This window comes from Pseudooceanicola profundi, from assembly GCF_050897955.1.
Taxonomy (GTDB): Bacteria; Pseudomonadota; Alphaproteobacteria; order Rhodobacterales; family Rhodobacteraceae; genus Pseudooceanicola.
This window is the reverse complement of sequence record NZ_JBPAXZ010000001.1, coordinates 1,132,439-1,155,954: the sequence shown is the minus strand read 5'-3', so window position 1 is coordinate 1,155,954 and position 23,516 is coordinate 1,132,439. Positions and strand designations below refer to the sequence as shown.

At 64.5% G+C, this 23,516-nt stretch carries 23 protein-coding genes; 14 read left to right on the top strand and 9 right to left on the bottom strand.

Annotation, left to right across the window (positions count from 1 at the left end):
* Positions 1 to 9: 9 nt before the first annotated feature.
* The gene (locus tag ACRARG_RS05790) at positions 10 to 1,191 is read right to left on the bottom strand and encodes an Aq_097 family APC-type transporter (protein WP_432689043.1); all 1,182 of its coding nucleotides are present in this window, start codon (positions 1,189 to 1,191) and stop codon (positions 10 to 12) included.
* A gap of 268 nt (positions 1,192 to 1,459) precedes the next feature.
* On the opposite strand from ACRARG_RS05790, the gene ACRARG_RS05785 reads away from it, so the two are divergent.
* Together ACRARG_RS05785 and argF are read left to right on the top strand one after the other, a co-directional pair.
* Positions 1,460 to 2,638, top strand: coding sequence for an aspartate aminotransferase family protein (locus ACRARG_RS05785; RefSeq protein WP_432689042.1), 1,179 nt, complete (start codon positions 1,460 to 1,462; stop codon positions 2,636 to 2,638).
* Positions 2,639 to 2,855: 217 nt separating this feature from the next.
* Positions 2,856 to 3,782: an ornithine carbamoyltransferase gene (gene argF, locus ACRARG_RS05780; protein WP_432689041.1), complete on the top strand. Its 927-nt coding sequence runs from the start codon at positions 2,856 to 2,858 to the stop codon at positions 3,780 to 3,782.
* A gap of 111 nt (positions 3,783 to 3,893) precedes the next feature.
* Here argF and hrpB read toward each other — a convergent pair whose 3' ends face one another.
* A complete protein-coding gene (hrpB, locus tag ACRARG_RS05775) occupies positions 3,894 to 6,329 on the bottom strand; it encodes an ATP-dependent helicase HrpB (protein ID WP_432689040.1) in 2,436 nt (811 codons plus the stop codon).
* Positions 6,330 to 6,821: 492 nt separating this feature from the next.
* Here hrpB and meaB point away from each other — a divergent pair, with 492 nt between their 5' ends.
* The 3 genes from meaB to ACRARG_RS05760 all read left to right on the top strand — a co-directional run bounded on the left by meaB (position 6,822) and on the right by ACRARG_RS05760 (position 8,958).
* Positions 6,822 to 7,802, top strand: coding sequence for a methylmalonyl Co-A mutase-associated GTPase MeaB (gene meaB, locus ACRARG_RS05770; protein ID WP_432689039.1), 981 nt, complete (start codon positions 6,822 to 6,824; stop codon positions 7,800 to 7,802).
* 253 nt (positions 7,803 to 8,055) lie between these two features.
* The gene (gene rpmB, locus ACRARG_RS05765) at positions 8,056 to 8,343 is read left to right on the top strand and encodes a 50S ribosomal protein L28 (RefSeq protein ID WP_432689038.1); all 288 of its coding nucleotides are present in this window, start codon (positions 8,056 to 8,058) and stop codon (positions 8,341 to 8,343) included.
* A 132-nt stretch (positions 8,344 to 8,475) separates the two neighbouring features.
* A complete protein-coding gene (locus ACRARG_RS05760; protein ID WP_432689037.1) occupies positions 8,476 to 8,958 on the top strand; it encodes a copper chaperone PCu(A)C in 483 nt (160 codons plus the stop codon).
* Positions 8,959 to 8,987: 29 nt separating this feature from the next.
* Here ACRARG_RS05760 and ACRARG_RS05755 read toward each other — a convergent pair whose 3' ends face one another.
* Positions 8,988 to 9,677, bottom strand: coding sequence for an NAD-dependent deacylase (locus tag ACRARG_RS05755; protein WP_432689036.1), 690 nt, complete (start codon positions 9,675 to 9,677; stop codon positions 8,988 to 8,990).
* A 37-nt stretch (positions 9,678 to 9,714) separates the two neighbouring features.
* Here ACRARG_RS05755 and ACRARG_RS05750 point away from each other — a divergent pair, with 37 nt between their 5' ends.
* Positions 9,715 to 10,158, top strand: coding sequence for a low molecular weight protein-tyrosine-phosphatase (locus ACRARG_RS05750; protein WP_432689035.1), 444 nt, complete (start codon positions 9,715 to 9,717; stop codon positions 10,156 to 10,158).
* Between the two features lie 4 nt (positions 10,159 to 10,162).
* On the opposite strand, the gene ACRARG_RS05745 is transcribed toward ACRARG_RS05750, so the two are convergent.
* From ACRARG_RS05745 to ACRARG_RS05735, 3 genes are all read right to left on the bottom strand, one after another.
* Positions 10,163 to 10,477: a hypothetical protein gene (locus tag ACRARG_RS05745; protein ID WP_432689034.1), complete on the bottom strand. Its 315-nt coding sequence runs from the start codon at positions 10,475 to 10,477 to the stop codon at positions 10,163 to 10,165.
* Between the two features lie 254 nt (positions 10,478 to 10,731).
* A complete protein-coding gene (locus tag ACRARG_RS05740) occupies positions 10,732 to 11,514 on the bottom strand; it encodes an MBL fold metallo-hydrolase (protein WP_432689033.1) in 783 nt (260 codons plus the stop codon).
* 84 nt (positions 11,515 to 11,598) lie between these two features.
* The gene (locus ACRARG_RS05735; RefSeq protein ID WP_432689032.1) at positions 11,599 to 11,850 is read right to left on the bottom strand and encodes a hypothetical protein; all 252 of its coding nucleotides are present in this window, start codon (positions 11,848 to 11,850) and stop codon (positions 11,599 to 11,601) included.
* A 124-nt stretch (positions 11,851 to 11,974) separates the two neighbouring features.
* Between ACRARG_RS05735 and lepA the strand changes: the two genes are divergently transcribed.
* From lepA to ACRARG_RS05715, 4 genes are all read left to right on the top strand, one after another.
* A complete protein-coding gene (lepA, locus tag ACRARG_RS05730) occupies positions 11,975 to 13,774 on the top strand; it encodes a translation elongation factor 4 (protein WP_432691321.1) in 1,800 nt (599 codons plus the stop codon).
* A 22-nt stretch (positions 13,775 to 13,796) separates the two neighbouring features.
* Entirely contained in the window at positions 13,797 to 13,934 is a 138-nt protein-coding gene (locus tag ACRARG_RS05725; protein ID WP_432689031.1) for a hypothetical protein, read from the top strand.
* Positions 13,935 to 13,985: 51 nt separating this feature from the next.
* The gene (locus tag ACRARG_RS05720) at positions 13,986 to 14,867 is read left to right on the top strand and encodes a DUF2971 domain-containing protein (protein WP_432689030.1); all 882 of its coding nucleotides are present in this window, start codon (positions 13,986 to 13,988) and stop codon (positions 14,865 to 14,867) included.
* Positions 14,868 to 15,470: 603 nt separating this feature from the next.
* The gene (locus tag ACRARG_RS05715) at positions 15,471 to 16,391 is read left to right on the top strand and encodes a DUF1353 domain-containing protein (RefSeq protein WP_432689029.1); all 921 of its coding nucleotides are present in this window, start codon (positions 15,471 to 15,473) and stop codon (positions 16,389 to 16,391) included.
* A gap of 9 nt (positions 16,392 to 16,400) precedes the next feature.
* On the opposite strand, the gene ACRARG_RS05710 is transcribed toward ACRARG_RS05715, so the two are convergent.
* On the bottom strand, positions 16,401 to 17,180 hold the full coding sequence (locus tag ACRARG_RS05710; protein ID WP_432689028.1) for an alpha/beta fold hydrolase: 780 nt from the start codon (positions 17,178 to 17,180) through the stop codon (positions 16,401 to 16,403).
* 89 nt (positions 17,181 to 17,269) lie between these two features.
* On the opposite strand from ACRARG_RS05710, the gene ACRARG_RS05705 reads away from it, so the two are divergent.
* Positions 17,270 to 17,644 (top strand): hypothetical protein, encoded by a 375-nt coding sequence (locus ACRARG_RS05705; protein WP_432689027.1) that lies wholly within the window; start codon positions 17,270 to 17,272, stop codon positions 17,642 to 17,644.
* A gap of 168 nt (positions 17,645 to 17,812) precedes the next feature.
* Here the strand turns inward: ACRARG_RS05705 and glyA are convergent, their stop codons facing one another.
* Entirely contained in the window at positions 17,813 to 19,096 is a 1,284-nt protein-coding gene (gene glyA / locus ACRARG_RS05700; protein ID WP_432691320.1) for a serine hydroxymethyltransferase, read from the bottom strand.
* Positions 19,097 to 19,327: 231 nt separating this feature from the next.
* On the opposite strand from glyA, the gene ACRARG_RS05695 reads away from it, so the two are divergent.
* The 3 genes from ACRARG_RS05695 (at position 19,328) to ACRARG_RS05685 (ending at position 21,395) form a co-directional block, all read left to right on the top strand.
* A complete protein-coding gene (locus ACRARG_RS05695; RefSeq protein ID WP_432689026.1) occupies positions 19,328 to 20,083 on the top strand; it encodes an NAD kinase in 756 nt (251 codons plus the stop codon).
* Positions 20,084 to 20,190: 107 nt separating this feature from the next.
* Positions 20,191 to 21,129 carry a bifunctional helix-turn-helix transcriptional regulator/GNAT family N-acetyltransferase gene (locus ACRARG_RS05690; protein ID WP_432689025.1) on the top strand — a complete coding sequence of 313 codons (939 nt, stop codon included), beginning with the start codon at positions 20,191 to 20,193 and terminating at the stop codon, positions 21,127 to 21,129.
* Between the two features lie 68 nt (positions 21,130 to 21,197).
* Positions 21,198 to 21,395, top strand: coding sequence for a CsbD family protein (locus tag ACRARG_RS05685; RefSeq protein ID WP_432689024.1), 198 nt, complete (start codon positions 21,198 to 21,200; stop codon positions 21,393 to 21,395).
* Positions 21,396 to 21,578: 183 nt separating this feature from the next.
* Here ACRARG_RS05685 and prpE read toward each other — a convergent pair whose 3' ends face one another.
* Complete coding sequence (prpE, locus tag ACRARG_RS05680; protein ID WP_432689023.1) at positions 21,579 to 23,468, bottom strand: propionate-CoA ligase PrpE; 1,890 nt, start codon at positions 23,466 to 23,468, stop codon at positions 21,579 to 21,581.
* Between the last annotated feature and the right edge of the window lie 48 nt (positions 23,469 to 23,516).

Below are 23,516 nucleotides of genomic sequence, written 5' to 3'. Positions count from 1 at the left end.
CCTGGCCTGTCATCCCGCCTCCACCGGCGTTCCGAAGACCGTCACGGCGAGGCTCAGGAGCGCCAGCAGCCCGTAGCCTGTCCGCGCGCCCCCCAATGTCCCCTTTGCCGCGATCGCGCTTTGCACCGCGTAGTAAAAGGCAAAGGCCCGGGAGGCATAGCTGACGATCTCAAACACGTCAGAGGTCCAGGTCAGCCCGATCCCCGCCACGGCCAGCACCACATAGCCATGACGCGGGGCGAGGCGCCGCGCGCTTAGCTCCTCAAGCAGCCCGCCCGCGCCGCCGGTATCGGCCACGGCTGCGCTGAACTGTGCTGTCAGGGCGGCGAGGATCAGGAGGGCAGGCAACAGCGGCGCGACATCTTCCATCAGGCGGATGATGCCGGTCTCGCTGCTGGTGAACTCCTCGGCCGGGAAGGCATATGTCAGCAGCAGGATATAGCCCATGTAGATCGCCGTGGCCGTCAGCTGTGCCACCCGCATCGACCGGATCCGCAGCGGCGCCTTGTATTCGTCGTCAAGGTAGCGGGAGGTCTCGAACCCCTGCACCGTCACGATCAGCCCCATGCCGAGGGTCAGCGCCGCCCAGCCCGTGGTGGCGGAGGGGCTGACGACCAGCCCGCCCGAGGCGCCAAGGTCGCCGAAATGCACGGCAAGCCCCGCCAGCAGCCCGCCGATCACCGCAAGCTTCAGGGTGACGGAGAGTTGTTCAAGCCGTTCCAGCGCCCCGAACCCCTTCAGCCAGCCGGTTGCAGCAATCGCCAGATAGACCGCCGTCGTCAGGACCCGCCGCGCGACGGGGGAGGTGATCCCCGTCTTCTCCAGCGCGAAGGCCCCGAAAAGATTGAGGTAATAGGCGACGGAGATGACATAGGCGAAGGTCAGCGCCGCGGAGGCGAGCGTGTCGAGCCGCTGCTCCACGACCGTGCGCGGCCCGGCCGCGATCCGGGCGATATTGCTGCGGATCGCCCGCCCCAGCAGCCAGGCCAGCCCGCAGAGCGCCGCCATGGCCAGCGGCGCCCAGCCGCCAAAGGCATGGCCCAGCACGGGGCCGAGGATCAGAAAGCCCGAGCCGATGATCGACGCCAGCGGCGTGATCGCCGCCCGCCACAGCGGCGCGCGGGCCAGCCGCGGCCAGCTCAGCACCAGCCCCGTGGCCACGAGGCCCAGCATCACGATCGCATTCATCATGGCGCGCAAGAGACACCTGCCGCCGCCGGGGTTCAAGGCCCGCGCAATCCCTCTTCACAAATGTCGCAGTTGGGCGTATGTCCGCGCCCATGACAACCACGCTGCATATCGCCCCGACCCGACGCCGACGCACCCGCGCCTGACGTCCCGTCCCCCTTGGCATCTGCCTGCTTGTCTCTCCGCGCCGCATCGGCGCAGTATCCCACCAAAACTTGACATGGCCCGTGGCGCATTGTTTCGTCCGGGCTTCCTTACAGAGGATATCGCGATGATCCCGTCCGTTCTGCCGACCTATTCCCGCGCCCCGCTTCATTTCGTGAAGGGCGAAGGCTCCTGGCTGATCGAGGAGGACGGGCGCCGATTCCTCGATCTCGGCTCCGGCATCGCGGTGGCGGCGCTTGGCCATTCAAACCCGGTTGTGGTGAATGCGCTGATCGATCAGGCGCAGAAGCTCTGGCATGTGTCGAACCTCTACGAGATTCCGCAGCAGGAGGCGCTGGCCCGGAAACTTGTCGACAGCACCTTTGCCGATACGGTCTTTTTCACCAATTCCGGCACGGAGGCGACGGAGCTTGGCGTCAAGATGTGCCGCAAATACTGGTACGAGAAAGGCCAGCCGGAACGGGTGGAGATCATCACCTTCACCGGCGCCTTCCACGGCCGCTCCACCGCCGCCATCGCCGCCGCGCCGACGGAGAAGATGGTCAAGGGCTTCGGGCCCCTGCTGCCGGGGTTCGTCAATCTGAAATGGCGGGACATGGAGGCGCTGAAGGCCGCCGTGACCGACAAGACCGCCGCCATCCTGATCGAGCCGATCCAGGGCGAGGGCGGCATCAACGTGCTGCCCGATGAGGAGCTGAAGGCGATCCGCCAGCTCTGCGACGAGACCGGCACGCTGCTCATCTGCGACGAGATCCAATGCGGCATGGGCCGGTCCGGGCGGCTCTTTGCCCATGAATGGGCGGGGGTGACGCCGGATATCATGCTGGTGGCCAAGGGCATCGGCGGTGGCTTCCCGCTGGGCGCGGTTCTGGCGACCGAGGATGCGGCTTCGGGCATGGTGGCGGGCACGCATGGCTCCACCTATGGCGGCAATCCGCTGGGCTGTGCCGTGGGCCTCGCCGTGGTCACTGCGATCACGGAGCCGGGGTTCCTCGATGAGGTGCGCCGCAAGGCCTCGCTCTTCCGGCAGAAGCTGGAGGGGCTGGTGGCCGACAATCCGGAGGTTTTTGATAGCGTGCGCGGGACCGGCTTCATGATCGGTCTGAAATGCAAGGTCGCGCCCGGCGATTTCGTCAAGAAAGGCTATGAGAACCTGCTGATCACCGTGCCGGCCGCCGATAATGTCGTGCGCCTGCTGCCCGCGCTCACCCTCTCCGAGGAGGAGATCGCAGAGGCGATCGACAAGCTCGACGCCACGGCCAAGGCCATGGTGGCCCATGGCTGATGCGACGCGGGCGATCCGGACCGGGGACTGCGGTCAGGCGGGCGCCACCCGGCGCCGGACCTGCCGCGCCTTCGTCCCCTATCCGGGCCAGAGGGGCTGACCCCTTGCGACGCCCTGAGCTTCATCTTTCTAAAAATACTCCGGGGAGGCCGTCGCCTGCGCAGCATGCGACGGTGAGGGGCAGCGCCCCTCTCCATCCCCGCCACAAGGACTGACCATGAACCATTTTCTCGACATTCACACGACCGAGACAGCCGCGTTGCGGCAGATCATCGACCATGCCCGCAGCATGAAGGACGCGCGTGCGGGCCGTCCGCGCGGTGCGGCCGATGATGAGCAGCCGCTCAGCGGGCATATGGTTGCGCTAATCTTCGAAAAGCCATCGACCCGGACCCGCGTTTCATTCGATGTGGGCGTGCGGCAGATGGGAGGGCAGAGCATGGTTCTGTCGGGCCAGGACATGCAGCTGGGTCATGGCGAAACCATTGCCGATACGGCCCGTGTCCTGTCACGCTATGTCGATCTGATCATGATCCGGACCTTTGACGAGTCGGTGCTGCAGGAAATGGCGGAATATGCCAGCGTGCCGGTCATCAACGGGCTGACCGACCGCAGCCACCCCTGTCAGATCATGGCTGATGTGATGACCTTCGAGGAGCATCGCGGGCCGATCAAGGGGCGCAATGTGACCTGGATGGGGGACGGCAACAATGTCTTTGCCTCGTTCCTGCATGCGGCTCAGAAGTTCGATTTCAATCTGACGTTCTGCGGCCCGCAGCAGTTGGATCCGGACCGGGAATATGTCGATTTGGCCCGCGACGCGGGGGTAAATTTCACGGTTCAGCGTGACCCCTGGAAGGGCGTGGAAGGCGCGGATCTGGTGGTCGCCGATACCTGGGTGTCGATGCATGATGCGCAGTCGTCGCGCGAACGTCGGCACAATATGCTTCGTGCCTATCAGGTGAATGATGCATTGATGGCCGCCGCTGGCAAGGATGCATTGTTCATGCACTGTCTGCCGGCGCATCGCGAGGAAGAGGTGACCTCTTCGGTCATGGATGGTCCGCAGTCGGTCATCTTTGACGAGGCGGAGAACAGGCTGCATGCACAGAAGGCGATCATGCGCTGGTGTCTGGGGGTCTGACCTCCGGTTGCGCGGACTTTCGTCCGCGCGGGGGAAGGGAGGGCGCTGCCCTCCCTCGTCGCCTCCGGCGCCTCACCCTCCCGAGATATTTTAGGCAAGAAAAAGCTATAGTCAGGATCTTGGCTTGGCGCGCAGGGTCGGGTCGGCCCTGGTCGGGTCCTCGGGCCAGGGATGTTTGGGATATTGGGCGCGCATGTCCTTGCGGACATCGGCATAGGAGCCGGCCCAGAAGCCGGGCAGGTCGGAGGTGGTCTGGATTGGGCGGCCGGCCGGGGAGAGGAGTGTGACTTTGAGCGGGGTGTCTCCGATCATCGGGTGGGTCGTCTGGCCGAACATTTCCTGTAGGCGGAGCGCAATTTCCGGCGGCGTGCTGTCGTAGTCGATGGGGATGGAGCGCCCGAGCGGCGTTGTGAAATCTGGCGGGGCCAGGCTGTCCAGCCGCTGTTGCTGGGACCAGTCGAGACGGGCGCGGAGCGCCGGAAGGATATCGAACCGGCGCCATGCTGCGGCGTCCCGGGTGCCGCCGAGATAGGGCAGGAGCCAGTCTTCGATTTCGGTCTCCAGCGCGGCGTCGGAGAAATCCGGCAGGCCGGCCTGTCCTTCGAGAAGTCTTGCGCGGGCGAGAAAGCGGCGGGCCTTGTCGGAGATCGTCAGCCCGATCTCGCGGACACCGTCGAGCATGGCAAGGGCGACGACATCATCGGGTGCGTCTTTCCAGGCGCGGTCGTCAAGCACCGCCGCGCCCAGCCTTTCCTGCAGGCGCGTCTCCACGCGGCGGTTGCGCCGGGACCATTCACAGGTCTCTGTCTGTCGGATCCGATCCCTGAGGGCGTCGCGCAGATCTGCCAGGCTGATGGAAAGGGCCTGTCGGATCGTGGCCTCGCGCGGGTTGCCGTCGGTATCGGTGATGACGAGGAACTTGTCCGTGGCCAGCGGATCGCCATCGGGCAGAATCGCGCCTTTGCCTCCGGAGAGCAGATAGCGCGGACGGTCGCCGGGGCGGCGCTGACCGATGCGGTCGGGGTAGGCCAGTGCCGCCATCTCTGCCGGAGGCATGGGCGGTGCGTCAGGGGCAAGGCGGGCGAGGCGTTTTGCCTCCTCCCGAATGCGGGCGAGGGCGCCGTGGTCCGGCGTCCAGGGGTGGCGGGCGGCAAAGCGGCGGGGATCGGCCAGCGCCTCAAGTCGCAGGGAGAGGTCGACGGGGGCGGCACGCGGCAGCGGGTCACGCTCCCCCAAGAGGGCGGCGAGGGGGGCGGCTGACTGCCCCGCCCGCAACAGCATATTGGCCAGGCGGGGATGGGCGGGCAGGCGGGCCAGAGCGCGGCCGTGGTCGGTAATGCGGCCGTTCTTCAGAGCACCGAGATCGTCCAGAAGGGCGCAGCCTTCAGCATAGATGCCGGGGCTGGGCTGGGTCAGAAGCGGAATGTCCTGTGGTCCGGCGCCCCAGTTGGCAAGCTCCAGCGCCAGCGGCGCAAGGTCGGCCGTTTCGATTTCGGGCGGGGCAAAGGCGGGCAGGGCGCCATCCTCTCCGCGGGTCCAGAGGCGATAGCAGATGCCCTCTGCCACCCGTCCGGCGCGGCCGGCGCGTTGCGCGGCCTCCGCGCGGGAGACGCGTTCGGTGACAAGCCGGGACATGCCCGAGCCCGGGTCGAAGCGGGCGCGCCGGGCGAGGCCCGCGTCGATGACCACGCGCACATCCTCGATCGTGAGAGAGGTTTCGGCGATGGAGGTGGCAAGCACGATCTTGCGACCGGCCTCTGCCGGGCGAATGGCGGCTCGCTGCGCGGGCAGCGGCATGGCACCAAACAGCGTGTGCAACTGGCAGTCCGGTGGCAGGCCGGGTTTCAGGAGCGCTTCGGTGCGGCGGATCTCGCCTTCGCCGGGCAGGAAGACAAGCAGCCCGCCCCGGGTCTCTTCCAGCGCGGCGCGGACGGCGGCGGAGACGGTCAGTTCGATCCGCTCGCCCCGGGGCGCAGGCCGGTCGAGATGGCGGATATCGACGGGAAAGGCGCGGCCCTGCGAGGTAATGATCGGCGCCTGCATCAGTTCGGCAACCGGGGCGGCGTCGAGAGTTGCGGACATGGCGATCAGGATCAGGTCGTCGCGCAGGGCACCGGCAATTTCCAGACAGAGGGCGAGGCCGAGGTCGGCATTGAGCGAGCGTTCGTGAAACTCATCGAAGATCACGGCGCCGATGCCGGGGAGTTCCGGGTCAGACTGGATCAGGCGGGTCAGGATGCCCTCGGTCACCACCTCGATCCGGGTGGCGGCAGAGGTCTTCGCCTCACCCCGGATGCGGTAGCCCACGGTCTGGCCGGTCTCCTCGCCGCGTTCTGACGCCATACGGTCGGCGGCGGCGCGGGCGGCGAGGCGGCGGGGCTCCAGCATCAGGATGCGGCCCTCCGTCAACCCGGCGTCGAGCAGGGCCGGGGGGACGCGGGTGGTTTTGCCCGCGCCCGGCGGCGCCTGCAGCACGGCGCGCCCCCGGTCGCGCAGGGCGGCGATCAGCTCTGGCAGGGCGGCATCGATGGGCAGGGCAGACAGCATTTCCGCCTTATCTGACAAAGCCGCGACGGGCGCCAGCCCCGTGCCCGCTCTTCGCTTCTTCGGGCTGCAAATATCCCGGGGGTGAGGCGCAAGGCGCAGCCTTGCGACGAGGGGGCAGCGCCCCCTTCCTAGGCCGATATTTGCACTTTCAAGGGACAATGGGAGCGATGTTGCACCAGGCCGCCGCGTCTCGCGCCGGGGGGCACTGCAAACAACGGTAAGACTGGGCCCGCTTCCTCCTCTGTCATGTGCACTTTCATCGGAGAAAGAGGCCGAGGCCTCAAAAGGCTGCCCCGTCCCACGTAGGAGGCTCAATAACAAAACGATTAGACTGGGCCCCACCCGGATCGGATGCAAAGCATCCGACCCTGCCATTCACGTTGCGCTGCAGGGGGCGCCCGGGCACAGCGCCCGCACCGTACCCGTGGTCAGTTCGGGTTGCCCGGACCGCCGTCGCGGGGCATACCGGGCCGAGGCAGCACGGAGACGACGATGGACATCCTCAGCATGGCGGAAAAGATCGCCGCGGGCGACCGCCGCAGCCTGTCTCGCGCCATTACGCTGATCGAAAGCGGCCGGGCCGATCACCGGCAGGATGCGCTGGCGCTGATGGAGGCGCTGGCGCAGCGTCCCGAGCGGCGCCAGGCGATCCGGATCGGGCTGTCGGGCACGCCGGGGGTGGGCAAGTCCACCTTCATCGAGGCCTTTGGCATGTTCCTGACCGGGCTGGGCAAGCGGGTAGCGGTGCTGGCGGTCGATCCGTCTTCGGCGCGGTCGGGCGGGTCGATCCTGGGCGACAAGACCCGGATGGAACGGCTGTCGCGCGATCCTGCGGCCTTCATCCGGCCCTCGCCCTCGCAGTCGCAGCTGGGCGGCGTGGCGCGGCGCTCGCGGGAGGCGGTGACGCTCTGCGAGGCGGCCGGGTTCGACGTGGTGCTGATCGAGACGGTGGGCGTGGGCCAGTCGGAGACGATGGTGGCGGAGATGGCCGATCTCTTTCTGCTGCTGCTGGCGCCTGCGGGTGGGGACGAGCTGCAGGGGGTGAAGCGCGGGATCATGGAGATGGCGGATATCATCCTCGTGAACAAGGCCGACGGAGAGCTGAAATCGGCCGCCACCCGGACCTGCGCGGATTATGCGGGGGCGCTGCGGCTGCTGCGGAAACGGCCGCAGGATCCGGAGGGGTTCCCCAAGGCGATGACCGTCTCGGCGGTGGAGGAGACCGGGCTGGAGACAGCCTGGTCGGAGATGATGACCCTCATCGGCTGGCGGCAGGAGACCGGCCATTTCGAAGGCCGCCGCGCGGAGCAGGCGCGCTACTGGTTCCGGGAGGATGTGCGCAATGGTTTGTTGGCCCAGCTGGAGACGCCGGAGGCCCGGGCGGAGATGGTGCGGCTGGCCGAGGAGGTGGGTGCGGGGGTGATTCCCGCCTCGGCCGGGGCAGAGGCGATGCTGGGCTGGCTGCGCGGCTGATTTCGGTCTGTAGCGGCGGATGGTGGGGCTGCCTCCGGCGGGAGTATTTTTGCCAAGATGAAGGGGGGGCGGGCGCCTTTCGGGGCTTTCCGCACGGGGATGAGAGGAATTCTACCGGCGGACTTGACTGAGGGGGGGAAGGCGCGTATCAGGCCCGAACTGAATTTTGGGCACGCTTGCCAAGGCTGTGCCCGTTTGTTTTCCGAGAGTGGGCGCGACCCGTTGCCCCGAGAGATGAGACGAGGAGTGACCCATGTCGCGCCGCTGCGAACTGACCGGTAAAGGCCCGATGACTGGCAACAATGTCAGCCATGCGAACAACAAGACCCGTCGCCGGTTTCTACCGAACCTGAATGACGTTTCCCTGCGCTCCGAAGTGCTGGGCCGGAACATCAAGCTGCGGATCTCCGCTGCTGCGCTCCGCACCGTGGATCACCGCGGTGGGCTGGACAAGTTCCTGGCCAAGGCGAAGGATGCCGAGCTTTCCGCCGCTGCGCTGAAAGTGAAGAAAGAGATCGAAAAGGCACAGGCCACCGCCTGATCCTTTTCGGATTTCGATCCGGGACAGTGAATGTCTTGCCCCGCCCGCTACAGCTGGCGGGGTTTGACGTTTTGGGTGGTGGCTGTTGCGTGCCTGCGTTAAGCGGGGCGCGTGGATCATGGAGGATGCGGTATGTGGCAGGGTCTGATCGCGGGTGTGGCTCTGGCCGTCGCGTTGGCGGGGGCGACAAGGGCGGAGATCGTGTTCGGCGATCCCTATGCGCTGTCCTCAGGCCCCGGGGCCGTGGCCGGGGCGGCCTTCATGGAGATCACCAATACCGGATCGGAGGATGACCGGCTGGTCGCGGTGAGCACCGCAGCCGCGCGGAAAGTTGCGCTTCATACGCATATCGCAGGCGACGACGGGGTGATGCGGATGCGGCCGGTTGCGGATGGGATCGTTGTTCCGGCCGGGGGGCATGTTCTGCTGGAGCGGGGCGGATATCATGTCATGCTGATGGGGCTGACCGCCCCGCTGGAGCAGGGCGCGATGGTCGAGATGGTGCTGCGTTTTGAGAAGGCCGGGGACATTACCTTGCAGGTTCCAGTCGATCTGGACCACGCGCCGGGCGCGCATGGGGATCACGGCAGCATGGGGCATGGCAGCGGCGGATAAGGGCCTGACCCGTGCTCAGGGCTTAGGTCTCAGGGCAGCAGGTCGGCCACCCATTGCGGCACGGTCTGCGTGGCCGGGCCAAAACGTGTTTCCGCAAAAGCCGACACGACGGCGGAGGGTTCGAGATTGATCTCCACCGTATGGGCGCCGGCGGCATAGGCTTGCTGGACGAAGCCCGCGGCCGGATAGACCTGGCCTGAGGTGCCGATGGCGGCGAAGAGGGTGCAGGTGGAGAGCGCCTCGAATATCTCGTCCATCTGGTAGGGCATCTCCCCGAACCAGACGACATCGGGCCGGGCGGCGGGGGCGGCGCAGTGAGGGCAGGGATGGCCGGGGTGCATTTCCGCAGGCGCTTCCCATTGATGGCCGCAGGCAGCGCAGAGCGCCCCGGCGAGGCGGCCGTGCATATGAATGACCTGCGGCGAGCCGCCCTTTTCATGCAGGGCGTCGACATTCTGGGTGATCAGGGTGACGGCGCCCGGATAGTCGCGCTGCAGGCGGGCGATGGCGCGATGGGCCTCGTTGGCCTCGACCGTGGCGGCCTTCTGGCGGCGGGCGTTGTAGAAGGCGTGGACGAGGGCCGGGTCGCGGGCGAAACCTTCGGGGGTGGCGACCTCTTCCACCCGCTTGTTCTCCCAGAGGCCCCCGGCACCGCGAAACGTGCCCATGCCGCTTTCGGCAGAGATGCCGGCGCCGGTCAGGATGACGATGCGGTCCATGTTTGCCCCCTTTGGCTGGTCAGGCTAAGGATAGGGCATGAGCACGCCTGAACGCATCCTCTTTGTCTGTCTCGGCAATATCTGCCGCTCTCCGGCCGCGGAGGGGGTGGTGCGTGCCCTGGCGCCGGGGCTGGAGCTGGACAGCTGCGGCACAGGCGGCTGGCATGTGGGGGAGGCGCCCTACGGGCCGATGCAGGCGGCGGCGCAGGCGCGGGGCTATGATCTGTCCCGGCTCCGTGCGCGACAGTTTTCTGTGAGCGATTTCAGTCTGTTCGACCTGATCCTTTGTATGGACGGGCAGAACCTCGCGGATGTGGAGGTGCTGCGGCCCGAGGGGGCCCATGTGCCAGTGCGGCTGTTCACGGATTATGCGCCGGAGGCGGGGGCGGATGCCGTGCCCGACCCCTATTACACCAGGGATTTTGACGGGGCGCTGGACCTGATCGAGGTCTGCGCCCGCGGTCTGCTGGCCAAAGCCTGAGCGATCAGGACGAGCAGGTCTTGGTCGCGGTCGCGCCGAAGACCTGATAGCGTTCCCAGAAGACGTCATTGGCAGTGGTCTTGGACATCTTAATGTCCTGCGCCAGCTGCGGCTCCTTAAAGATTTTCGCGACCGTGCGCTGGTCGCGCCGGGTCAGCGTCTTGTTCGCCACCTGCTGCAGGCAAGAGCAGAGCGCGTAGCTGCTGCTGGCGCGGTCAGACGCGATGCAGGCGCGGCTGACGGGCCCTGCGGCCATGGCGGAGGTGGATGTCAGAATAAGAGCGGCCGTCGCCGCGAAAATCGGAAAGCGCGTGTTCACTGCCTTATGTCCCAAGTTCTTTGTCCGGCTCTGTTCCCGGGTTCCGCTGACCGGCCGGGGTCGTTTTACGCCCCGGTTTGCCCCGATTTCAGATGCCCGGATTTACAGTGTTGTTGGTGCTATTTTGCCGAATCGGTGGTAATTTTTCAATTGACGGGAAGATGCAAAAATCCTGTCGGCGGATTTTTGCTCATGTCGCCCGGGCCGCGGAGGTTCCGTCGCGGCCCGGGCGCGAATTACAGCCAGACCTGTAGTCAGGTGCTGGTGCCGTAGAAGGATCCGATCCGTACCTCCGATCCGCTGCCGCCATCGGCGACGAGCTTTGCAAAAAGCTCGGGATCGCTGTCCCGATAGTGGTAGGGATAGACGACTTTCGGCGCGAATTCGGTGACGGCGGAGGCGGCCTGTTCTTCGTTCATCGTATAGGGGAGATTGAAGGGGACAAAGGCGATGTCGATATCGGTCAGCGCGCGCATTTCGGGGATATCTTCGGTATCGCCGGCGACGTAGACGCTCAGCCCGTCGATCGACAGGACATAGCCGTTGTCGCGGCCCTGTGGGTGGTACTGAAGCCGGTCCTCGGTGGTGTTGTAGGCCGGGATCGCGCGGATCGGCAGGCCCATGGCCGTGATGCTGTCGCCATTTGATACGGACTGGGTTCTGGCCTTCATCTCTTCGGGGAGCTGTTCAAACACCGTGGGGTTGGCGATCATCTCGACTTTGTCGTTCCAGAGCGCCTGCAACGTCTCTGGGTCGAAATGGTCGCCATGATGGTGGGTCAGCACGATCAGGTCGGGGGCAGGGTAATCGTCATAAAGCGCCGCGCCGCCGACGGGGTCGTTGTAGATCACGCCTGAGGGCGTCTCCATCACGAAGGAGGCGTGGGATACGGGGTGGATCGTGATCTCTCCGCTCTGGGTTTTGAACATGTCACCGCCCATCTCACCGTGGCTTTCGGCCATGGCGGCATAGGGGCGGATGAGGGTTGCACCGGCCACGGCGGCGCCGGTCATCAAGAGGCTGCGTCGGGTCTGCATGAGGATCTCCCTGGATGTGATGGCGGAAAGGTAGCGCAAGGGTCCGGCATGGCGGTTCACGAATGCGTCAGCGGGCGGAAGGCCTCAGTCCCCATCCGGCCCATCGGGCCCGTCCGGGCCATCGTCGGGCGGGCCGCCGTCCAGCCTGTCTGTGATGTCGCGACCATGGTCGGGGCCGGGGCTGGGAAAGCGGTCGGGATTGCCTTGTCCCAAGGCCGCCCCTGCGAGCATGCCGACACCAAGTCCAAGGATGGCACCTATTGTGACGCTGCCCGTCAGCGCGCCCAGGGCCGCGCCCAGGACAAGGCCGCCGATCAGGGGGATGCCGCGTTTCATATCCATTGCTCCTTGTTCGTCCCGGCAAGGTAATGCCTGCCCGCGTGGCGTCCAGAAATAAAGGCGCCGGGGCGTGATCAAGCCATCTTCCAAGGGCACGAAAGCTCTGGTATCTGACCGCGCTATGACCGACCTCGCACATATCCGCAACTTCTCCATCGTTGCCCATATCGACCACGGGAAATCCACCCTGGCCGATCGTCTGATTCAATCGACCAACACCGTGTCGGAGCGCGAAATGAAGGCGCAGCTCCTCGATGCGATGGATATCGAGCGGGAGCGCGGGATCACCATCAAGGCCAACACGGTCCGCATCGATTACGTCGCCCAGAATGGCGAGACATACGTGCTGAACCTGATCGACACGCCTGGCCATGTCGACTTTGCCTATGAGGTCAGCCGGTCCATGCGCGCGGTTGAGGGGTCTTTGCTGGTTGTCGACGCCACCCAGGGGGTTGAGGCGCAGACACTGGCCAATGTCTATACCGCCATCGACGCCGATCATGAGATCGTGCCGGTGCTGAACAAGATCGACCTGCCGGCGGCGGAGCCGCAGCAGGTGAAGGACCAGATCGAGGATGTGATCGGCATCGACGCGTCCGAGGCCTGCCTGATCTCTGCCAAGACCGGCCTCGGGATCCCCGATGTGCTGGAGGCGATCGTGCACCGTCTGCCCGCGCCCACGGGCGAGCGCGATGCACCCCTCAAGGCCATGCTGGTGGACAGCTGGTACGACGCCTATCTCGGCGTGGTCGTGCTGGTCCGGATCATGGATGGCGTGCTGAAGAAGGGCGACCAGATCCGCATGATGCAGACCGGCGCGAAATACGCGGTCGACCGGATCGGCGTCTTCCGCCCCGCGATGCAGGTGGTGGATGAGCTCGGGCCGGGGGAGATCGGCTTTCTCACCGCCCAGATCAAACAGGTGCGCGACACCAAGGTCGGCGATACGATCACGACCGAGAAGAAGGGGACCGATAAGCCTCTGCCGGGCTTCAAACCGTCGATCCCGGTGGTGTTCTGTGGTCTCTTCCCGGTGGACAGCGCTGAATTCGAGGATCTGCGCGACGCGATCGAGAAGCTGGCGCTGAACGACGCCTCGTTTTCCTATGAGATGGAGACCTCCGCCGCGCTTGGCTTCGGCTTCCGCTGCGGCTTCCTGGGGCTCTTGCACCTTGAGGTGATCCGCGACCGGATCGAGCGGGAATATGATATCGAACTGATCACCACCGCTCCTTCGGTGATCTACCATGTCTATATGCGGGACGGCACGAAGATCGACCTGCACAACCCCGCCGACATGCCCGACATGACCCATGTCGATCATATCGAGGAGCCGCGGATCCGCGCGACGATCATGGTGCCCGACGATTATCTGGGCGATGTGCTCAAGCTCTGCCAGGACCGGCGGGGCATTCAGCTGGATCTGACCTATGTGGGCGGGCGGGCGATGGCGGTCTATGACCTGCCGCTGAACGAGGTGGTCTTTGACTTCTACGACCGTCTGAAATCGGTGACGAAGGGCTATGCCTCGTTCGATTATCAGCTGGAGGGCTATCGCGAGGACAGCCTGGTCAAGATGCAGATCCTGGTGAATGACGAGCCGGTCGATGCCCTGTCGATGATGGTGCACCGCGACCGGGCGGAGATGCGGGGCAGGGCGATGTGCGAAAAGCTCAAGGACCTGATCCCGCGTCATATGTTCAAGATCCCGATCCAGGCGGCGATTGGCGGGAAAGTTATTGCGCGGGAGACCTTGGCGGCATTGCGCAAGGACGTGACGGCCAAGTGTTACGGCGGCGATGCGACGCGGAAGCGGAAGCTTCTGGACAAGCAGAAGGCCGGTAAGAAGAAGATGCGTCAGTTCGGGAAGGTGGATATCCCGCAGGAAGCGTTTATTAGCGCCCTAAAGATGGACAGCTGAGGGCTGTCCATCTTTAGGGTGAGTGCGCGAAAGCGAATTGCCGGAAGGCAAATCGCGTGCGGCACCCGGTTGGGGTGCCAAAAATCTTCGAAAGAATTTCCTCAAGGTGAGTGATATCGAAGCGGGAGATTTTCCTGAGTGGATCGAAACCTTTTCTTGACTTTGAAGGCGCTTTTTTAGAATTTTCTATTACGATTTTGTGAGGTGGTACATGAGTGGAAATGCATTGGCTGGTTACTTGAATATGAGTCAGCCGGTTTGCTACTACCACTACTGCGATGCGCACGCATTCTTGCAGATCATTCAAAACAAAGCTATTTGGGCTAGCGATTTAAAGTATATGAACGATCCACGTGAGGTTGGGGAGAGTTTTCGTATTGTTGCGGAGTTTCTTGAAGGGATGGATTTTGATGCCCGGTCGCCAAACGGAAATTTCCTAAGTGGGCTTCGTGATCATTTCAATGGGCTTCGGGAAAGCACTCGGATATTTGGTTGCTCCTTTAGCAAGAAGGCTGATGATTTATATTCATGGCTAAATTATGGCTCGAAAGGGGTCGGTTTTTCGCTGGGGCTCGATCGAGATTATTTCATGAACTTGTGGACTGATGTAGTTTACGACACTAAGGACTTTCAAGACAAGATTGAGAAAATTTGGCAGGATGGCGTTCTCAAATTCTCTGGTGCCGCTGAAGATGAGGAGCGTAGGGTCGCTGTATATACAACCAGTTACCGTTTGCAGGAGGCGAGTGCGGCCTTCAAGCATACCTCTTGGCGTGCGGAAGACGAGGTAAGATTGACTTCTCTCGTTTGGGGGCCGGAGAATTCAGATTCTCCTATGTCTATCCTCGGCGGAGGAGTCTACGAAATAAATGGAACTGTAAAATACCGTTCTTCGAAACGTGGTATAGTGCCGTTTGTAAATTTGCGCCTCGATGCCGAAGATTATGGTGGTCAAAAATTATCTCAATCGATTGCTGAGGTGATTGTGGGGCCGAACAACAAAACTGATATTGGTGTCCTGCGGTCTCTTTTGGTTGAGAATGGTTTTACCGGAGTAAGAATTCGTAAGTCAAATTGTGAATTTGAAGACTGAAATGATTCTACTAGATTTCGCCCGGCACCGCCGGGCTGCGCCTGCCTGCCCTCCGGCAGGCGCATTCGCGCCCGCCCAGGCAGGCGCAGCCCTCATCTCTGACGTGCAACCGTTAAGCTGGAGGTCGTGACGCACGTCAGAAGCGCCTGCCGTTCGACGGGCTTACGCCGCGCCACTGGCGCGACGGTCCCGTCTCACCCCGGCAGGTGCAGTCGCGCCCGCCCAGGCAGGCGCAGCCCTCATCTCTGACGTGCAACCATTAAGCTGGGGGGCGTGACACCCGACAGATGCACCTGCCGTTCGACGGGCTTACGCCGCGCCACAGGCGCGACGGTCCCGTCTCACCCCGGCAGGCGCAGTCGCGCCCGCCCAGACAGGCGCAGCCCTCATCTCTGACGTACAACCGTTAAGCTGGGGGCGTGACGCCCGACAGATGCGCCTGCCGTTCGACGCTCCCGCCTCAACCAGCTCAGACCTCCGCTGCCCGATATTCGACCGCCGGAACAACCTCGCTGCCCGGAACTGCGCAAAATCCTTGCGTCCGACCGTCGATCCATGAAACAATCACGGCATTAAATTAACACTTTTTCGAAAATCGGACCAATGCGAGGCATTTTCCTCTCTCTCCCGGTCCTGACGGCTTTGTCAGCCTGTGCGGGACCCACCACTCACGGAACATACTCTGCGCCCGCCGCCGGGTTCTGCTCTGGCAGCGATACGACGCTCTGCACCTTTGTGAACGCGCCGCTGCAACTGGCCGCGCAGATCGTTCGCCTGCCGCGGCGGGCCTATCCTTTCCGGCCGCTCGCGTCGGATCTGAGCTTTGTCGATGCGGGCGGGCGGCGATGGGTTGCGCCGAAGGGCATTCTGACAGACGGGGCGTCGATCCCGCCGGCCTTTGCGGATATGATCGGCGCGCCGACCACCCGGCAATTTGCCGGGGCCGCCGCCATTCACGACAGCTACTGCGGCGTGGGCAACGAAGGCTCGACCTATTATCACACCCGGCCCTGGCGCGACACGCATCGTATGTTCTACGAGGCGCTGCGGGTCGGGGGCACGGCCGAGCGCAAGGCCAAGACCATGTTTGCCGCCGTCTACCTTGGCGGGCCCCGCTGGCCATTTGTCCGGCCCGATCCGCTGGCGGAGGGGGAGGTTCTGTCGTCCCAGGGTCAGGTCGATCCGCTGGAGCGCGACGATCTGACCGGCATTCCACTGGCAGAGCTGCGCGCCCTTCTGGCCAGCGTTCAGGCGGAGATTTCAGCGTCCAACCCCACGATCCCGCAGATCGAGCGGTTTCTGGACCGGGGGCTTTCGGACCTGCGGCGGGCCTATCTGCGCCCGGAACCTCCGGGGGAGGGGGAGCCGGAGGGGCAAGCTCAGGCGGAGCCGGAACCCTCGGTAGAGGAACCCTCCGTCGAAGAGCCATCGGTGGAAGAGCCGTCGGTCGAGGAGCCTGCGGTTGAGGAGCCTGCGGTTGAGGAGCCGGCGGTGGTCGACCCGGAGGCTCCGGTCGCGGAATAGGGGAGAGCCTCAGGCCATGATCTGGCGCTGATCCACGGCAGACAGAAACGCGTCCACTGCGGCGACAAATTCGCGCGGCTTGTCGGCATGCAGCCAGTGGCCTGCGCCGGGGATCTTGGCAAACCGGGCGGCGGGAAACAGGTCTTGGATCTTCGGCCTGGCCTCCCGCGTGACGTAGTCGCTGTCGGCGCCGGCGAGGAAGAGGGCGGGGCGCGCAAACTGCCCGGCGAGATCGGGGAAGCCGATGATCTTGTCCATCTCATCCCGCAGGACGGGCAGGTTGAACCGCCAGCGTCGGTTCTGGATATCCAGCGACTGCGTGAAAAAGCTTTGAAGGGCGGGGTCTATGCCCTGGCCGGCCAGAGCCTCGGCCGCCTCGGAGCGACGGGAAATGGTGCCCAGGTCCACTGCCTCCATCGCGTCGATCTTGTCAGACTGGCTGTGGGCATATCCAACCGGCGCGATGTCGGCGACGATCAGGCTTTCAATGCCGGCGGGATGCAGCAGGGCGGCAGCCATGGCCGCCTTGCCCCCCATGGAATGGCCCAGCAGATGGGCCGGGCCTGTGGCTGCGATGACCTCGGCAAGATCGCCTGCCATGTCGGTGTAGCTGTTGGTGTCGAACCGGGGGCTTTCGCCATGATTGCGCATGTCAACGGCGATTACCTTGCGGGTCCCCGAGAGGCGTTTTGCAATGACGCCCCAGTTGCGCCCGGACCCGAAGAGGCCATGGGCGATGATAAGGGGCGGCTGGTCTGTCGGGCCATCATGGCGGATCATTCTGAGCATGTCGGGACAGTAGTCGTGACGCGGGACAGTTACCAGTATGGTTGAGGCTTTGCGCCGGGCGCAGTATGAGGCGTTCTGCGAGGTGCATAGTGATCGACGAAGCCGAATTTAACACCAGGGCCGAAACAGCCCGGAAGGCGCTGGCGGCGCGGTTTGGCGGCCGGCCGGACACGCTGCGCGAGGCGCTGAACCGGGCCGGGCGGCGGCTTCCGGCGCGGGCCCGCGCGGCCGGTCAGGAGGTGCTGCAGGCCCAGGCCCGGATGTCGCATCCCGATCTGCGCCTGCAGGTCGAGGAGAAGCCCATTCTGGACGCTTTCGACCGGCTGATGGCCGGGATCGAGACGACGGCGCCGGGTGAGCTGCGGAAGACAAAGCTCGTTGGGGCGCTGGCCTCGCTGGCGTTCAATTTTATTCTGTTTGGCATTCTTGCCCTGGTCGTGCTGCGCTGGCGCGGGCTGATCTGATCGGGCTGATCGGTGGCGCTGCTCTGATGGAGAGCGCCGGGGGCTTTGCCCCCGGACCCCCAGGATATTTCCGGCAAGAAAAAGGGGGGGGGCTTGTTCTTCGGGGCGGTCGTTGGTCAATAAAAAGGGCCGCACGAGGCGGCCCTTGGATGGGTCTGTCCGGAGGTATCACATCTCGGCGTAGAGCGGGAATTTGGCGCAGAGGGCGGAGACCTCGGATTTCACCTTTTCCTCGACCTCGCTGTTGCCTTCGGGGCCGTTGGCCGCCAGCCCGTCGACCACTTCGACGATCCAGTCGGCGATCTGTCGGAACTCTGCCTCGCCAAAGCCGCGGGTGGTGCCTGCGGGGGCGCCGAGGCGGATGCCGGAGGTGACGAAGGGCGTTTCGGGGTCAAAGGGCACGCCGTTCTTGTTGCAGGTGATATGGGCGCGGCCAAGCGCGGCCTCTGCCGCCTTGCCGGTCACCTTCTTGGGGCGCAGGTCGGCGAGGCAGAGGTGATTGTCGGTGCCGCCGGAGACGACGTTGATCCCGCCCTTCATCAGCTGGTCTGCCATGGCCTGAGCGTTCTTGACGACCTGGGCGGCGTAATCCTTGAACTCGGGGCGCAGCGCCTCGCCAAAGGCCACGGCCTTGGCGGCGATGACATGCATCAGCGGACCGCCCTGCAGGCCGGGGAAGACGGCGGAGTTGATCTTTTTCGCTATGGTTTCGTCATTGGTCAGCACCATGCCGCCGCGCGGGCCGCGGAGCGACTTGTGCGTGGTGGTGGTGACAACATCGGCGATGCCGATGGGCGAAGGGTGCACGCCGCCAGCCACGAGGCCCGCGATATGGGCCATGTCGACCATCAGGTAGGCGCCGACCTCGTCTGCGATATCCTTGAATGCCTGCCAGTCCCAGACGCGGGAATAGGCGGTGCCGCCGGCGACGATCAGCTTGGGTTTGTGTTCCAGCGCCTTTTCGCGGATGTCTTCCATATCGAGGAGCTCATCCTGCTGGCGCACGCCGTAGGAGACGACGTTGAACCATTTGCCCGACATGTTGACGGGGGAGCCGTGGGTCAGGTGACCGCCGGAGTTCAGATCGAGGCCCATGAAGGTGTCGCCGGGCTGCAGCAGAGCGAGGAAGACCGCCTGGTTCATCTGGCTGCCGGAGTTGGGCTGAACGTTGGCGAATTTGCAGCCGAAGAGCTCTTTGGCGCGTTCGATGGCCAGCGTCTCGGCCACGTCGACATACTGGCAGCCGCCATAGTAACGCTTGCCCGGATAGCCTTCTGCATATTTGTTGGTCATGACCGAGCCCTGCGCTTCGAGCACGGCGGCGGAGACGATGTTCTCGGAGGCGATCAGCTCGATCTCGTCGCGCTGGCGACCAAGTTCGTTGCGGATGGCGCCGAAAATTTCGGGGTCGCGGGATTCGAGGGCTTCGGTAAAGAAGCCGCTGTCCGTCATGGCGTCTTTCATGGCCGATCTCCTTCAGAGCTGGGTCCGGGGTTGCGGGTCATGTATCGCATCGTGGGGCGCGGAGGAAGGGTCGAATGTGACGCTTTGATGTTGGATTGCGGCAATGGGCGGGGTGCGGGTGCCGGGGCGGTGCCGGACGGGGCTGGTCCCTGCGCCGGGATTATGCTTGTTTCCGAATGCGATGGATCGGAATGGCCCCGGGCGGGGCGGGGAGTGCAGATGAAACTGGCCTTTGTCGCCAGCCGGGGCCCCAGGGCGCGCGAGGCGAAAGATGTGCTTGTGGCGCGCTTTGGCCAGATGCCCGAGGCGGAAGCGGATGTGATCGTGGCCCTTGGCGGCGACGGGTTCATGCTGGCCACGCTGCACCGCACCCAGCATCTGCATGCGCCGGTCTACGGTATGAACCGGGGCACGGTCGGCTTCCTGATGAACGAATATCACGAGGAGGATCTGCTGGAGCGGGTGATGGCGGCCGAGAAGGCGCTGATCAATCCGCTGCTGATGCGGGCGACGCGGGCCGATGGCAAGATGCAGGATGCGCTGGCGATCAACGAGGTGTCGCTGCTGAGGGCAGGGCCGCAGGCGGCAAAGCTGCGGATCACCGTGGATGGCAAGGTGCGGATGGAGGAGCTGGTCTGCGACGGGGCGCTTCTGGCGACGCCTGCGGGGTCGACCGCGTATAATTATTCGGCGCATGGGCCGATCCTGCCAATTGATTCCGATGTGCTGGCGCTGACGGCGATTGCGCCTTTCCGGCCGCGGCGGTGGCGGGGGGCATTGATCCCCGTGGCGTCGTCGGTGCGGTTCGACGTGCTGGAGCCGGAGAAGCGGCCGGTGATGGCGGATGCGGATTCGCGGTCGGTACCGAATGTGATTTCGGTCGATATCCGGTCGGAGCCCAAGGTGGTGCATCGGCTGCTGTTCGATCCGGGGCATGGGCTGGAAGAGCGGCTGATCCGGGAGCAGTTTGTCTGAATGTGGTGCGGGGGCAGCTTTGGGCGCTGACCGACGCAACCCTCCAGAGTTGACTGACGCAACATTATAGTGTTGACTGGCGCAACATAAGTGTTGCGAGGGTCATCATGCCGGGTCAGTTGCCAGAAATTCCTGTCGCGCAGGTCGATGCGGTGCGCCGGTTCAACCGGTTTTACACGCAGTTTGTAGGTGCTCTGGGGGAGCAGTTCCTCGGCTCCGGCTTCGGGCTGACGCCGATGCGGGTGCTGTTTCAGGTGGGTATTGCCGGGGCCGCCGCGCCGACGGCGGCGGAGCTGGCGCGGGAGATCGGGCTCGACAAAGGGCAGATCAGCCGGGCCGTCGCGGAGCTGGAGGCGGGCGGGCTGATTGTCCGGGAGGTCGACCCGGAGCACGGGCGGCGCCAGCCGCTGGTGCTGACGGAGGCGGGGCGGGCGCTCTATGCGGAGAACGTGACGCGGCAGCGCGGGCAGATTGCGGATTATCTGGCGGGGATGCCGCCAGAGATGCAGGCGCGGCTGACCGGTGCCATGGCGGAGATCGAGGGGCTTCTGGGCGCCGCGACGGAGCGGGCGGTTGCTTTGCGGGAGGTGCGGCCGGGCGATCTTGGCTGGGTGGTCTCGGAGCAGACGCGGCTTTACGTCCGGGAATATGGCTGGAACGGAGAATATGAGACGCTGGTGCTGAAGATCCTCGGCGAGTTCGCGGCGCGACAGCCGGCAGAGCGGGAGCGGGGATGGATTGCGGAGGTGGATGGCGTGGCCTCCGGCGCGGTCTTCGTGATGGAGAAGAGCCTCGATGTGGCGCAGCTGCGATTGCTGCATGTGGGCGCGCGGGCGCGCGGGCTGGGGATCGGGGGTAAACTGGTTGATCAATGCCTCACATTCTCGGCGCAGGCAGGATATGCGCGGATCGATCTCTGGACCAATGATGTGCTCTCGGATGCGCGGAAACTTTATCAATCCCGGGGGTTTATGTTGGTGGAAGAGGAGCGGCACCGGTCATTTGGCGCCGATCTGAACGGCCAGATCTGGCGCAGGATGCTGTGAGGTGGCGGGAACCCTTCGGGTGGGCTGCCAGTTGATCCCGCGAATGGCAACCCAAGGAGGACAGAGCCATGAACTGGGATCAAATCGAAGGCAACTGGAAGCAGTTCAAAGGGGAAGCGCAGGCCCAATGGGGCAAGCTGACCCATGACGACTGGGACGTGGTGCAGGGCAACCACCAGAAGCTGGTGGGCAAGCTGCAGGAGCGTTACGGCTATGCCAAGGAAGAGGCGGAACGTGAAGTGGACGCCTTTGTTCAGAAGCACTGAGCTGTAGGGTCGCTGAGCGGTCGGGACCGCAGAGGTCCGACCCATCCGACCCAAAGGAAACGGGCGGGGCCGATGGCCCCGCCCGTTGTTCTATCTCAGGCGCCTGCGGCGCGGATCGGGGGCTTTGCCCCCGGGCGCTGGCCGCGCCTCCCCCAGGATATTTGGGGACCAAAGAAGCTGGGGTCAGGTCGCGTAGCCGATGGTTTTCAGCACCTCGCGGATTTCATCGAGGATGGCCGGGTCATCGATCGTGGCGGGGAGCTTGAAATCTTCGCCATCGGCAATCTTGACCATTGTGGCGCGGAGGATCTTGCCGGAGCGGGTCTTGGGCAGGCGGTCGACGATGACCGCAAGCTTGAAGGCGGCGACCGGGCCGATCCTGTCGCGCACCAGTTTGACGGCTTCGGCGGTGATGTCGTCATGCGGGCGGTTCACGCCCTTGGTCAGGCAGAGGAAGCCTATGGGCAGCTGGCCCTTGAGCGTATCGGTTACACCGATGACCGCGCATTCCGCGACATCGGGGTGGGAGGCCAGCACCTCCTCCATTCCGCCGGTAGAGAGGCGGTGGCCCGCGACATTGATGACGTCATCGGTGCGGGCCATGATGTAGAGATAGCCATCCTCGTCGATCATGCCGGCATCGCCGGTCTCGTAATAGCCGGGGAATGTCGTGAGATAGCTCTTTTTGAAGCGTGCCTCGGCGTTCCAGAGTGTGGGCAGGGTGCCGGGCGGCAGCGGCAGTTTGATGGCAATCGCGCCGAGCTCGCCGGGGTTCATCGGGTGGCCGGCCTCGTCCAGGATGCAGACGTCATAGCCGGGCATGGCGACGGAGGGGGAGCCGAGCTTGACCGGCAGTTCCTCGATCCCCATCGGGTTGGCCGCGATGGCCCAGCCGGTTTCGGTCTGCCACCAGTGGTCGATAATGGGCAGTCCGGTGTGGTCGCGGGCCCAGGTGATCGTGTCCGGATCGGCGCGTTCGCCGGCCAGATAGATCTGTTTCAGGCAGGAGATGTCGTATTTCTTGAGGAATCCGCCCTTGGGGTCGTCACGCTTTACGGCGCGGAACGCGGTGGGGGCGGTGAAGAAGCTGCGCACCTTATGTTCGGAAATGACGCGCCAGAAGGTGCCGGCATCGGGGGTGCCGACGGGCTTGCCCTCGAACACAATGGTGGTGTTGCCGTGGATCAGCGGCCCGTAGCAGATATAGCTGTGACCGACCACCCAGCCGACGTCGGAGGCGGCCCAGAACACCTCTCCCGGATCGACGTTGTAGATATTCTTCATCGACCAGTTGAGGGCCACGAGATGGCCGGCGGTGGGGCGGACGACGCCCTTGGGCTGGCCGGTGGTGCCGGAGGTGTAGAGGATATAGGCCGGATGGTTGCCCTCCACGGGTACGCATTCTGCGGGTTCGACGCCATACTGAAAGCCGTGCCAGTTGACATCGCGGCCGGGGGTGAGTTCGGCAACTTCTTGTTCGCGCTGGAAGATCACGCAGAAGTCGGGCTTGTGGTCTGCCAGCTCAATGGCGCCGTCGAGCAGCGGTTTGTAATGCACAACCCGGCCCGGTTCGAGGCCGCAGGAGGCGGCGATGATGGCCTTGGGTGTGCAATCGTCGATGCGCACGGCCAGTTCGTTGGCGGCAAAGCCGCCGAAGACCACGGAATGCACCGCGCCGAGGCGGGCGCAGGCGAGCATGGCCTCCAGCGCCTCCGGGATCATCGGCATGTAGATGATGACGCGGTCGCCTTTTTCGACCCCTTTCTTGCGCAGCGCGCCGGCCAGGCTGGCGACACGGTTGCGCAGCTCCACATATGAAATTTCGCGCTTGGTGTGGGTGATCGGGCTGTCGTAGATGATGGCGGTCTGTTCGCCCCGGCCATTTTCGACATGGCGGTCGACGGCGTTCCAGCAGGTATTGACCATGCCGTCGGAGAACCATTCGTAGAGGGGCGCCTTGCTGTCATCGAGCGCTTTCGATGGTTTGCGATCCCAGTCGATGGCCTCTGCCGCCTGCATCCAGAAGCGTTCGGGATCCTGCTGCCAGTCGCCGTAGATGTCCTTGTATGCCATTTGGTCCTCCTCCTCGTCGCCTATGGAGTAGGGGATGGGCGGGCCATG

Excerpts from the sequence above, each read along its gene's own strand:
- argF (WP_432689041.1), top strand. The coding sequence starts at position 2,856 with ATGAACCATTTTCTCGACATTCACACGACCGAGACAGCCGCGTTGCGG.
- hrpB (WP_432689040.1), bottom strand. The coding sequence starts at position 6,329 with ATGCTGTCTGCCCTGCCCATCGATGCCGCCCTGCCAGAGCTGATCGCC.
- ACRARG_RS05740 (WP_432689033.1), bottom strand. The coding sequence starts at position 11,514 with ATGCAGACCCGACGCAGCCTCTTGATGACCGGCGCCGCCGTGGCCGGT.
- ACRARG_RS05685 (WP_432689024.1), top strand. The coding sequence starts at position 21,198 with ATGAACTGGGATCAAATCGAAGGCAACTGGAAGCAGTTCAAAGGGGAA.
- ACRARG_RS05755 (WP_432689036.1), bottom strand. The coding sequence starts at position 9,677 with ATGGACCGCATCGTCATCCTGACCGGCGCCGGCATCTCTGCCGAAAGC.
- ACRARG_RS05715 (WP_432689029.1), top strand. The coding sequence starts at position 15,471 with ATGCGAGGCATTTTCCTCTCTCTCCCGGTCCTGACGGCTTTGTCAGCC.
- ACRARG_RS05690 (WP_432689025.1), top strand. The coding sequence starts at position 20,191 with ATGCCGGGTCAGTTGCCAGAAATTCCTGTCGCGCAGGTCGATGCGGTG.
- ACRARG_RS05695 (WP_432689026.1), top strand. The coding sequence starts at position 19,328 with ATGAAACTGGCCTTTGTCGCCAGCCGGGGCCCCAGGGCGCGCGAGGCG.
- lepA (WP_432691321.1), top strand. The coding sequence starts at position 11,975 with ATGACCGACCTCGCACATATCCGCAACTTCTCCATCGTTGCCCATATC.
- ACRARG_RS05710 (WP_432689028.1), bottom strand. The coding sequence starts at position 17,180 with ATGCTCAGAATGATCCGCCATGATGGCCCGACAGACCAGCCGCCCCTT.
- ACRARG_RS05760 (WP_432689037.1), top strand. The coding sequence starts at position 8,476 with ATGTGGCAGGGTCTGATCGCGGGTGTGGCTCTGGCCGTCGCGTTGGCG.
- ACRARG_RS05750 (WP_432689035.1), top strand. The coding sequence starts at position 9,715 with ATGAGCACGCCTGAACGCATCCTCTTTGTCTGTCTCGGCAATATCTGC.
- rpmB (WP_432689038.1), top strand. The coding sequence starts at position 8,056 with ATGTCGCGCCGCTGCGAACTGACCGGTAAAGGCCCGATGACTGGCAAC.
- ACRARG_RS05785 (WP_432689042.1), top strand. The coding sequence starts at position 1,460 with ATGATCCCGTCCGTTCTGCCGACCTATTCCCGCGCCCCGCTTCATTTC.
- prpE (WP_432689023.1), bottom strand. The coding sequence starts at position 23,468 with ATGGCATACAAGGACATCTACGGCGACTGGCAGCAGGATCCCGAACGC.
- ACRARG_RS05720 (WP_432689030.1), top strand. The coding sequence starts at position 13,986 with ATGAGTGGAAATGCATTGGCTGGTTACTTGAATATGAGTCAGCCGGTT.
- meaB (WP_432689039.1), top strand. The coding sequence starts at position 6,822 with ATGGACATCCTCAGCATGGCGGAAAAGATCGCCGCGGGCGACCGCCGC.
- glyA (WP_432691320.1), bottom strand. The coding sequence starts at position 19,096 with ATGACGGACAGCGGCTTCTTTACCGAAGCCCTCGAATCCCGCGACCCC.
- ACRARG_RS05790 (WP_432689043.1), bottom strand. The coding sequence starts at position 1,191 with ATGATGAATGCGATCGTGATGCTGGGCCTCGTGGCCACGGGGCTGGTG.
- ACRARG_RS05735 (WP_432689032.1), bottom strand. The coding sequence starts at position 11,850 with ATGAAACGCGGCATCCCCCTGATCGGCGGCCTTGTCCTGGGCGCGGCC.